The organism is Thermogemmatispora sp., from assembly GCF_019683635.1.
Lineage (GTDB): Bacteria > Chloroflexota > Ktedonobacteria > Ktedonobacterales > Ktedonobacteraceae > Thermogemmatispora.
Window position 1 is genome coordinate 17,592 of sequence record NZ_JADGIA010000052.1, and the last position, 10,850, is coordinate 28,441.

Annotated in this window: 9 protein-coding genes; 3 read left to right on the forward strand and 6 right to left on the reverse strand. The window is 60.9% G+C overall.

The genetic code is table 11. The features are described from left to right. Positions 1–197: 197 nt before the first annotated feature. The 6 genes from IRZ31_RS08160 to IRZ31_RS08185 all read right to left on the reverse strand — a co-directional run bounded on the left by IRZ31_RS08160 (position 198) and on the right by IRZ31_RS08185 (position 6,298). Entirely contained in the window at positions 198–2,048 is a 1,851-nt protein-coding gene (locus tag IRZ31_RS08160; RefSeq protein WP_297152194.1) for a R3H domain-containing nucleic acid-binding protein, read from the reverse strand. 11 nt (positions 2,049–2,059) lie between these two features. After that, a complete protein-coding gene (locus IRZ31_RS08165; protein WP_297152197.1) occupies positions 2,060–3,196 on the reverse strand; it encodes a hypothetical protein in 1,137 nt (378 codons plus the stop codon). Between the two features lie 187 nt (positions 3,197–3,383). Beyond that, entirely contained in the window at positions 3,384–3,995 is a 612-nt protein-coding gene (gene pdxT, locus IRZ31_RS08170) for a pyridoxal 5'-phosphate synthase glutaminase subunit PdxT (RefSeq protein WP_112430545.1), read from the reverse strand. Between the two features lie 228 nt (positions 3,996–4,223). Then, positions 4,224–5,114, reverse strand: coding sequence for a pyridoxal 5'-phosphate synthase lyase subunit PdxS (gene pdxS / locus IRZ31_RS08175; protein ID WP_112430543.1), 891 nt, complete (start codon positions 5,112–5,114; stop codon positions 4,224–4,226). Between the two features lie 435 nt (positions 5,115–5,549). Beyond that, complete coding sequence (locus IRZ31_RS08180; RefSeq protein WP_297152214.1) at positions 5,550–5,903, reverse strand: type II toxin-antitoxin system PemK/MazF family toxin; 354 nt, start codon at positions 5,901–5,903, stop codon at positions 5,550–5,552. 68 nt (positions 5,904–5,971) lie between these two features. Next, positions 5,972–6,298: a hypothetical protein gene (locus IRZ31_RS08185; protein WP_112430539.1), complete on the reverse strand. Its 327-nt coding sequence runs from the start codon at positions 6,296–6,298 to the stop codon at positions 5,972–5,974. 599 nt (positions 6,299–6,897) lie between these two features. Between IRZ31_RS08185 and IRZ31_RS08190 the strand changes: the two genes are divergently transcribed. The 3 genes from IRZ31_RS08190 to IRZ31_RS08200 form a co-directional block, all read left to right on the forward strand. Beyond that, the gene (locus tag IRZ31_RS08190) at positions 6,898–7,656 is read left to right on the forward strand and encodes a response regulator transcription factor (protein ID WP_112430537.1); all 759 of its coding nucleotides are present in this window, start codon (positions 6,898–6,900) and stop codon (positions 7,654–7,656) included. A 104-nt stretch (positions 7,657–7,760) separates the two neighbouring features. Further along, a complete protein-coding gene (locus tag IRZ31_RS08195) occupies positions 7,761–9,011 on the forward strand; it encodes a HAMP domain-containing sensor histidine kinase (protein WP_297152221.1) in 1,251 nt (416 codons plus the stop codon). A 404-nt stretch (positions 9,012–9,415) separates the two neighbouring features. Then, positions 9,416–10,850, forward strand: a 1,435-nt coding sequence (locus tag IRZ31_RS08200) for a zinc-binding dehydrogenase (RefSeq protein WP_297152224.1), incomplete at its 3' end; no start/stop codon positions are given.

A 10,850-nucleotide genomic window follows, 5' to 3' on the forward strand; every position in this document is an offset into this window, starting at 1 on the left:
AGCGCTAGCGTGAAGCGCAAGAGGATAAGAGGGGGGAGAGCCGAGCCTGGCCCAAGGCCCGGCGGCAGCCGGACAGAGTGAGGCGCGGCAGAGGCCCGCTCATCGTCCTTTCACCAGGCTCCAGCCGGCATTGCGAGCGAGCCAGCGAAGAAGCGAGACGAGTGGACCCGTGCCGCGCCGTTCTATAGCGTTACCCTTTAACTGCGGAAGATCTTCACGCGCCGATTAGGCTCCTTGCCCCGACTACGCGAGAACAGGTTATAGCGGCTGGCGAGCTGATGCTGTAGCCGGCGCACATACGCATTAGCGGGGGCCAGCTCGGCGGCAGTCAGCCCATTGTTCAAGAGGCGATGAATAGCGTCCTCTGCCTCCAGGAGCGCGCGCCGAGTCTCTTCATCCTGAGCCAGTCCAGTTAGCGAGCCAGACGAGCCGGAGCCGCCCTCGTCATCCTCCTCCTCGGGGAGGGCAAAGATGCGCGCCAGAGCATGCTGCATCTGCGCCACCGTATTATTCTTCAGAATAATAATCGTCTTCTGATGATCGGCGGCTTGTTGCAAGCGCTCGGGCTGGCGGCGATAGTAATTCTTGAGTGTGATAACGGCATTGGCCTCATGCTCATTCTTCGTAATGATCACCGGCACCCCGAGCTGGCGGGCAGCCTGTTCCAAGCGATCGCGATTGACCCCGAAGGGATAGATGCGGATCGGCTGGGGAGGAGAGGGAGCGACGGCTCGCTGAGCCTCCTCCTCGGTTGCCAGGATCTCCTCCGAGGTCAAAGCTGGCGCGGTATTGCTCAGGGTCATCAGGCCGGAGGGCGAGCGGCGCAGGTTGGCTGCCAGGCCGCTGGGTGCGAGTGCTGGCAGCAGCGACTGCCCGTTGCGGCGCAAAGAATCAGCCGTGGCGACGTCGCGCCAGGTCGCCTGGCCGATTTGGCGCAGATTGTTCCAGCCGCCCGCCGAGCGTTCGAAAGGGAGGTAGCCCCCCTGGCGTCCGGCGAGAGAGCCGGAGCCGCCGCCCCAGGCGGGCAGCTCCATGCCACCGATCGTCACGCGGCGCACCGAGACCCGTCCTGTCTCCTCATCGCGCGTCCGTACTTCGGCAATCACCGGTTGGCCGCGCAAGAGATTGTCCACCGTCTCCGCCACATCGCGATGAACGATCAGCTCCTGCCAGCTCTGCTGCTCCACGACCACATCGAAAGTCGGCGGAGCCTTACGCTCCAGGATGCTCTTCTGTGTATGGCGTCGGCGAGCCTCCTCATCACCGAGCGTCACCGTCTGGATACCGCCCACCAGGTCGGAGAGCGTCGGGTTGACCAGCAAGTTACTCAACGAGTTGCCGTGCGCCGTTGCAATCAGCTGGACACCACGCTCTGCGATTGTTCGCGCCGCCTGCGCTTCCAGCTCCGTACCAATTTCATCGATCACGATCACCTGGGGCATATGGTTTTCCACAGCCTCGATCATGACCGCATGCTGCATCGAGGTATGAGCCACCTGCATCCGCCGCGCGCGCCCGATGCCGGGATGAGGGATATCGCCATCGCCGGCAATCTCGTTGGAGGTATCAACCACCACCACTCGCTTATTGGCCTCATCGGCCAGCACGCGAGCGATCTCGCGCAGCAGCGTCGTTTTGCCTACGCCCGGGCGACCAAGGATCAGAATCGATTGGCCCTGCTCGACGATATCGCGGATTAGGGCAATGCTGCCCAACACCGCGCGGCCAATGCGGCAGGTCAGGCCGACTACACGCCCCTTCCGATTGCGCAAGGCGCTGATGCGGTGGAGCGTGCGCTCGATGCCGGCGCGGTTATCATCGCCGAACTCGCCGATGCGTTCGACTACGTATTCGAGGTCGGCATAGGTGATAGGCTGGTCGCTCAGGATCACCTCTCCATCCGGGAAGCGGGCCTCGGGCAAACGCCCCAGGTCCATTACGATCTCTAGCAGCTCACCGCGGTTCTCCAGGCGGTCGACCGCTTCGTGGATGCTGGGAGGAAGAGCCTCCAGCAGAGCCTCCAGATCGTCAGTGATCGCATTGTGCATAGACAGTTTAATCACCTCATAGTCTGGCGTGAGTTGGCCGTGCCCAGACCCTTCACGCCGTAGATTACTCGTTGTTCTAATGCAGGAACGACGCGCTGTCTCACAGCCAGATAGGCCATGTGGCGCACAAGCAAGACCCTGGTGGTTTTTGGCGCAAAGCCGCTGGCGCGCAGGGCATTGATAACGGCGCCCTCATACTCGCGCACCTGACAATAGATAGGGCGCCTGTCGCTCTCCAGCAGACGCTGGCAGGCGAAGCGAACGAGCGGCTCAGCCAGATCAGCATACTCTGGGTGAACAATCAGTGAGAGCTGATGCGGCCTTGTGCCATGCCCCCGGCGCAACTGAAGCCAGGCGCCCAGACGCACCCCCATATCACAGACGTAGGTCTCGCACCGGCGTCCAAGTGGCAGGAGTCCTGAACGCTGCGAGCCGACGAGCAGACGGGCATACTCCTCACTATTCTCCAGCAACTCGGCCATCTGCACCCGTTGGGGCGTGGCAGCGCGATAGAGCTGGTGCAGACCCCAGACATGATGACGGCTCCAGCGCTGCAACGAAGCCAGCTCCTGCAGGCGCTCGGCTGGAGTGGGGCTGAGGATCAGCCCGGGGGAGGGCTGCCTGGTTTTGGGCGAGGCGTTAACCTCTTCTTCGCCGGGCGCAGCAGCTTCGTTCTCCTCTTCCTCCCACCCCCAGACATAAGTGAATTCGCGCGTATAGCGCTGGAAGCCGCTGCGAGCGAACAGCTCCAACTCCGGCAGCGACTCCTCGACTCTGGCGAAGACGCGGAGGACGCCGTGGGAGGCGGCCATCTCCAGGACGTAGTCAAGCAGGGCAGTGAGGATGTCCTCGCCGGAGAAGGCGCTTTGGAGCATTGAAGCCAGATAGGTCAGCTCCCACATCGTTCCCGATGGGCGCTCGCGTACCTGGGCGAATCCTAAGATGCGCCAGCGATCTTCACACAGCCAGGTACGTGCTACCGGATCGAGAGGAAAGATATTGCGCAGGAGAGGAGGCCATGAAGCACGGTGCTCTACCGGTTCCAGCCAGCACACGAAGTTCGCCAGTGCGCGCTGTCGCATGCGGGCGCGCCGATCTAATGCGTAGATGATTCCCGGTAGGTCAACATAGGGTACCGGTCGTATCATCAGTGCTCCTGCGCCAAGCAGAGGCAGATCTCTATACTTCGTCCACGCTCAGTGGCGCGTGCCAAGCCCCGCACCCGTCTGTCCGGTCCCTGTTCTCCCGCCGTTGAGCGACCCTGCGTCTCTGGTTCTCTGTCGTCTGGCAAGGAACGGGTAACGGGGCCTACCGCCTGGTCGCGTCGCCACGCCTCTACTTCCGAACGCTCTGTACTAGGCGGAGAAAGTAATGATGGAATCGCGGATCTCTGGAAACCTCCGGGTGAAAAGCGGTACCCAGCCGGTTGCCTTCGCGGACAGCGACGATGGTTCCATCATCGAGCGTTGCCAGCACCTCTACACCCGGGCCGACTTCCGACACGGCTGGCCCGCGAATGAAAAAGGCATGAAACGGTGCTTCACCCAGCACGGGTATCGACAGATCAGTTTCAAAACTTTCCCGCTGACTACCGAACGCATTACGACGGACAGTGATGTTCATCACAGCCAGCAAGGGCTGGCCTTCCAGAGCGTTGTCCGTCTTTTTGGCCAGCAGAATCAAGCCGGCACAGGTTCCCCAGACGGGGAGGCCCTGCTCAATCAAGGCTTTAAGCGGCCTATCGAGGCCATAATCAATCATCAGCTTGCCGATAGTGGTGCTCTCCCCACCGGGTATTATTATACCATCTAAATCGGTCAGATGCTCAGGGAGTTTTACGGCGCGTGTTGCCACGCCCAGCTTTGAAAGCGCCTTCAGGTGCGCTTCAAAATCCCCCTGGAGAGCCAGCACACCGATCAGCGGTCGTTCCTGTCCATTGTGGATCATCGTCTACTTGTGCGGTGCCCGGTCACCACAATCTTCCGTTGCACCGCCCCCTCCTTCCTTCGTTGTGCTGCAGACACTCTCTGATGAGAGAAAACGCCCATGACCGTCACTTTTCATCCCGCCTGTAAAAAGACGCTCCGCCGACCCGCCTCGGTCTGCTGCGAGCGAGGCGATGAGCCGGCGGAGCGGGCGAGCCAGTCCAGGCCCAGGTAGCTCTCTCTTCAACAGCTACCAGCCGCGGCGGGCCATCAGCTCCTGCTCGGGCAAGGTATCGAGATTGATACCCACCATTGGCTCGCCCAGGTCGCGCGAGACCTCAGCCAGGATCTGGGGATTATCGAAATGGGTGGTTGCCCGCACAATGGCACGGGCCCGCTTGAGCGGATTGCCGGACTTGAAGATACCAGAGCCGACAAAAATGCCTTCTGCGCCCAGACGCATCATGAGCGCAGCGTCTGCCGGGGTAGCAATGCCACCTGCCGAGAAGTTCACTACGGGTAGCTTGCCAGTGCGAGCAACCTGACAGACCAGCTCATAGGGGGCGCCCAGGCGCTTGGCCTCGGTCATCAGCTCTTCTTCGGGGAGCATCTGCAGGCGACGGATGCCATCCTGGATGGCACGCATATGGCGCACCGCCTCCACCACATTGCCGGTGCCAGCCTCACCCTTGGTGCGGATCATGGCCGCCCCCTCGCCGATCCGGCGCAGGGCCTCGCCCAGGTCGCGCGCGCCACAGACAAAGGGCACCGAGAACAAATGCTTATTGACGTGGAACTGCTCGTCGGCAGGCGTGAGCACTTCCGATTCATCAATGCAGTCAACGCCAATGGCCTGGAGGATCTCCGCCTCGACAAAGTGGCCGATGCGGCACTTGGCCATGACGGGAATGGTGACAGCTTCTTTGATGCGAATGATCAATTCGGGGTCGGTCATGCGGGCGACGCCGCCTTGAGCGCGGATATCGGCAGGAACCCGCTCCAGGGCCATAACCGCGACGGCCCCGGCTTCCTCCGCGATCTTGGCCTGCTCGGGATTGACAACGTCGCAAATGACGCCGCCTTTGAGCATCTCAGGAAAGCTGCGCTTCACATCAACCGTTCCGACCGTTCTCTGCTCCATAGCTGATCATCTCCTGCGGTCTTGTCTGAACATCTGGTCTCCATTGTAGCACATTGGCGGTTGGCTCACACCAGCCAATTCAAGCAAAGGAGGTCAGCCAGCGGGAAAAGAAGCGGATCGACGAGAGGAAAAGGCCCAGCCTCCACCGCTATCTCAATCTTGCTTGAGGGTTGCTTGAGAGCTGCAGCAGTCGCTCATACGCGCGCCAATCCACCGACCGCTTGGCCGCATGGAGCGACCTCACTCAGTGCCGCCACGCCAGCGGTTGTCAGATGACGATGTGCCTTTCAGGCAAGCGGCCAGGCATAACACAGACGAGTAATCTCTAACATAGACGCCACCAGTGCCCACAGGAGGGAAGAGCAGATTGACCTACGTCGGGCTGCTCCGGCGGGGCCTCCTCTCTTCTGCCAGGGCTACCCTCCTTCCTGGTGATCAGGAGAGTAGATCAAGGCTGATTTTGAGCGCCATATCGACGCGGGCGAGTTCCTCCTTGGTAATGCTCCCGCGTTTACGGATCAGGCGCGACTTCTCGATGGTCATGATCTGCTCACACTTTACATCAGTGAAGTCGGTCAATCCGTTTTCCGGCGTTGGCGCGATGCGCACGTGCAGGGGCAGTTCACGCTCTGTACGGCTCATCGAGGCAACAATCGTCAAAGGATAAGTGGGGGAAGCGTTACCTCGATCATTTTGGATGATCAAGGCAGGGCGGATACCCTGCTGCTCCGCGCCGCGCCCGGGAGACCAGTTAACATCCCAGATCTCGCCGCGCCTGGGACTAGGCATTTCGCGTATTCGATTGGCAGAATCCTCGCTATGGCTGGGGCTGGGCGATGTTTGCCTGGCCTCATTACTCATGCAACGATACCTTCACGCCCGGCCTCAAAATAAAATCGGGCATCTTCGAGAGTTTCAGGGAGAGATCCTAGATAAGCATACGCCTCATCGAGGGAGTGAGTCAAGGAGGAAAGAGCCTGTTCGCGTTTCTGGAGGATCGCCTGACGCAGTTGCTGGTAGTTATCCCGGCGCATAAGTTCCATGATTGTCTCCACAACATCCCCGAGGGAGGAGTCCAGTTCCATCGCCAGCGCTTTCAGCTCCTGGTGCTGGGTCAACGGAATTTGAATTGACTTGCGAACGAGGTGCTCATGACGATAGAAGTCGGGATGCACAACTGCCATGAATCTGCCTCCTGCTGATTACGTGAGCCGTCTCTATCAATACCATTGTAATGAGTCCCCTCTCACTTGTCAATCAATGTGCAGCGCTCTTAAGAGTTTTTTAAGACCGCTACCACTAACCAGGATAAGACAATGAGAAACACTTTGCCAAAACGCAAGACACTTCCGTTCTTTTACTGAAACTCTTCTATCGCCTTTCTCGTGGGAGGGATAGGTGGAAAACCTACGGTGGCGGCCAAAGCTGCTGAGCTTGATCGAGCTGGCAAGAGCCGGGCCCCCTTGAAGCTCCCTCGTGGCGAGCGCCCTGCCTAGCTCTCTTTCTGACGAATCGCTGGCCAGGGTGCTGTGAGACGAGGTGGCTGAGGCCCTTTAGCTCAAGACTAGGACGTACGGTCATACATACGGTGCAGCTGGTCACCGCTCTGATATTTGCCAACCAGGCCGAGGCCCACGAAGACAACCGTAAGCAGAGAGGCAGTCGATCGGTACACAGTGTACTCTGCCTGTCCTGCTGAGCGACCCTTGCCGGCTCACGCCTTGCACTGCTGCTGCGTGGTAACTATAATGAAAATTGAATCCCACACAGAAGGATGCAAGCCATGCCGCAAGCGGTTCACGAAGGCACCGATCAGGAGAAACGGCCCCTCAAGGCGCTGGTGATCGACGATGAGCAGTCGATTATCGAGTTTATCAAGCTGGGTCTCCACTACGAGGGCTTCGAGGTGGTGTCGGCCCCCGACGGCGAGCAGGGAGTGACGGCGGCACAGCGCTGTGATCCCGACATTGTGATTCTGGACCTGATGCTGCCGGATATGGATGGTCTGGAGGTCTGCCGTCGCTTGCGCGAGAATCCGGTGACAAGCGATGTGCCAATCTTGATGCTGACGGCCAGAGATGATGTGCGCGATCGAGTACTTGGTCTCGATAGCGGCGCCGATGACTACCTGACAAAGCCCTTCAGCTTCGAGGAGCTGGTCGCGCGTATACGCGCCATCCTGCGCCGCTTGCGCCGCAGCGGACATGGCGAGCGGGCTGGCTCTCCTGACTCCGCGCACATTCTGCAGTTCGAGGACCTCTGGATGAATACGGCTACGCGCGAGGTCCGTCGCGGCAACCGTCCTATCGAGCTGACCGCCACAGAGTATAATCTGTTACATCTGTTTATGACCCATCCGCGCCAGGTGCTGGATCGTCAGACGATCCTCAATCGCGTCTGGGGATACGATTTTCTTGGGGAGACGAATATTATCGAGGTGTATGTGCGCTACCTACGCGAGAAGATTGAAGATACTCCCAGTTCTCCCCGTCTAATCCAGACGGTGCGCGGAGTCGGCTATATTCTGAAAGGCCAGGGATAGCTGTTATGCCAGCCGAGCGAGGAACGGTAAGGATACGCACGGAAGGAGCTCCCGATGGGTCCACAGATGACGGGAAGAGGAATGAGTCATTAGCGGATGGAACGATGATTCGGGAAGGGCAGGGCAGCGGCCACACGGCTGATCAGGCTGAGGCCGCGGCGCTGGCTGCTCTTCGGCGGCGTCCCCTGACCGCCGGTCCGCTGGTGGCTGCTTCTGTGCGCCTGCCGCTAGACCGTCTGAGTCTGCGCCTGGCTCTCTTGCAGCTCGCGATTCTGGCCCTGGGCCTGGCGCTGATGGCTCTGCTGATCTTCTTGCTGATTCATGTGAGGTCTCTAAATACGCCGCTCGCCTTCGTATGCGCTTATGGGCTACTGGTTCTGTTGCTTGGGAGCTTGAGCGCACTGATAACGGCGCTGCTGCTGCGCCCTTTGCAGGAACTGGCTCAGGTCGCCCAGGCTCTGGCCAGGGGGGACTTCAGCCAGCGCGCACTGCTGCCCTCCTCGGCTTCTCCCCCAGCCCCTGATGAACTGACTCGTCTGGGCCAGAGCCTCAACGCGCTCGCGGGACAGGTGGAGCTGGCTACGACCCACCAGCACGAGAGCGAGGCCCGCGTCCAGCGTCTCCTCAGCAGTGCCTCTCATGAGCTGCGCACTCCTCTGACATCAATTCGCGGCCTCTCGGAGGTGCTGCTACGCGGACCGGTGGAGAACCCTGAGCTCCTTCAGCGTGTTCTGCGCCTGATTAAGAACGAGTCCGAGCGCATGACACGCCTGATCAATGACATGTTGACACTGGTTCGCTTGGAGGAGGGTCGTCCTCTCCAGGTGCGCGCGGTGGATCTGGTGGAGCTGGCGGTCGAGAGCGTTGAGCAGGCCCGCCTCTTCTCTGGCGAGCAGGGTCCACGCATTCAATTGGAGCTGGCCACTCAGGAGCGGCTGGTTGTTCACGGCGATATGGACCGCCTGAAGCAGGCGCTGGCCGCCCTGCTGGACAATGCCGTGAAGTATGGGCGTCCCTTTCCCGAGGGCCAGGTGATTGTCCGCCTTGATCGCCATGCCGATCTCGGTGAGATCCAGGTGATTGACAATGGGCCAGGCATCGCGCCCGAGGATCTGCCTTATATTTTTGAGCGCTTTTATCGCGGTCGCCATATTCCGCCAAGCCGCGCCGATGGCAGCGCGATCCCCGGGGCCGGTCTGGGCCTGGCGATTGCCCGGGCGATCGCTCGCGCTCATCAGGGCGAGGTGAGCGTGCATAGCGAGCCAGATAAAGGGTCGGTATTCACCCTGACTTTGCCCTGCCTCTCCGGTTCGCCGACGCGACCTCTGCCGCCGGCGTCTGGAACGGAGTCCTAGCACCACCGTTACTCTCAGCCCCGGCCTGATTCCGGCTCGGGCTCCTCCCGGATCTGCCCCGCTCTCCACCCGATCCCTGTCCTCTCGCTGGTCTCCGACGCCTCTTTGATCGGCAGCAGTAGCTCCTTTACAGGCCGCTCTGGACCTCACACATTGCCTCATCCATGAGCCGGTTGATTCTTGGCAGGCTGACAGGCTTACGGCCCTATGAGCATTGACCGCGCATTGTGCACATGGTACACTGCCTTCGATCGCTGCAACGCTGCTTATGACGACGACTGCCACTCATTGGAGTGCAAAGAAGCAGACAGGCAGGCATGCAACCGGTGAGCGAAAAGAGGCGCTCTCTCCTGTGTGTAGGAGCGGCTATGTGAGCTGAGCATGCGCGGTGGAGGGCTACCGCTATGTGGATGTCAACCCTGGATCTTGACCCCAAACGGGCGATTGTGACTTCGCTGCTAGGGCACTTCTGGCGGGGGGTGTATTTTTCATCGTTTGCTCCGCTGCAGGTCCAAAACCTGCCCCGGCGCCCTTTACCAGCCCCCGACTGGGTGCGCGTGCGCAACCGACTGGCAGGGATCTGCGGCAGCGATCTGGCCTTGATTGCTGCTGATGTTGATCCGCGGGTGGCGGCGGCTCTGGCCGGCCAGCAGTTGTACCCGGGCCATGAGGTGGTGGGTGAGGTGATCGAGGTGGGCGATGCGGTTCAGACCTTGCAGGTGGGCGATACGGTAGTGCTGCAGTACGCCCCTCACTGCCTGACTTCGGGCGCGCAGCCGCCCTGCAGGGCCTGCGCTGCCGGTGACTATAATCTCTGCGAGCGGGCCTATCAGCCCGGACCCGCTCAGATCGGCTCGGGTTGGAGCGAGGAGATGCTCGTTCACGAGCGCCAGCTTTTCCAGCTACCTGAGTCGCCTGAGAAGCCAGGGGAGCCGTTGCTCAGCGACGAACAGGCGGTGATGTTGGAGCCAACGGCGGTGGCCCTGCATGCGGTGCTGCGCTGTCCGCCACAGCCAGACGAGCGGGTGCTCATTATTGGGGCGGGCACGATTGGCCTGTTGACGCTGCAGGTGGTGCGGGCTTTGGTACCGCAGGCAGTCGTGGGAGTGATGGCCCGCCACGCTTTCCAGGTGGAGCGAGCCACCCGTCTGGGTGCGACCCATATAATCTATCCCCAGGACCGCTATCGCGAGGTGGCGCGCGTCACGGGCGCCGAGCTGGTTAGCGGACCGCTCGGCCAACCGATCGTGATGGGCGGCTACGATGTGATCTATGATACTGTGGGTCAGAGCCAGACCATTCAAGATGCACTGCGCTGGACACGCGCCGGCGGCACCGTTGTCCTGGTTGGTCGCAGTCTTCACCGCTTGCACCTGGACCTGACCCCCGTGTGGTCGCGCGAGGTGAATCTGCTCGGCTCACTGACGCACGGCCAGGAGTATTGGCCGCCAGAGCAGCCAGGCCGCCGTTCAACTTTTGCTGTCGCCTGTGAGTTGATCGCTCAGGGATTGCTGGCCCCCGAGCAGTTGATTACTCACCGTTTCGCTCTGACTGACTATCGCCACGCTCTGAGTACAGCCATGCGGCGTGCTCAGACGCGCGCGATTAAGGTGATCTTTGACTACGCGCTGCAACCGGCTCTGGTGGTGCCTAATGTGCGCGCTTCCCGCATGCGCCGCCGGCAGGCCGCCCCGGCACCGCTGCATCTGCCTCACGCCGCCTCGACCACGGCTACAACCGGCCCACAGGCCCATATGGATATCGAAAGTGAGACCGAGGCCTTCGCTCCGCCCCCGACCTCACGCCGCGCCTCTGCCCCTGGCTCTAATAAACATCAGA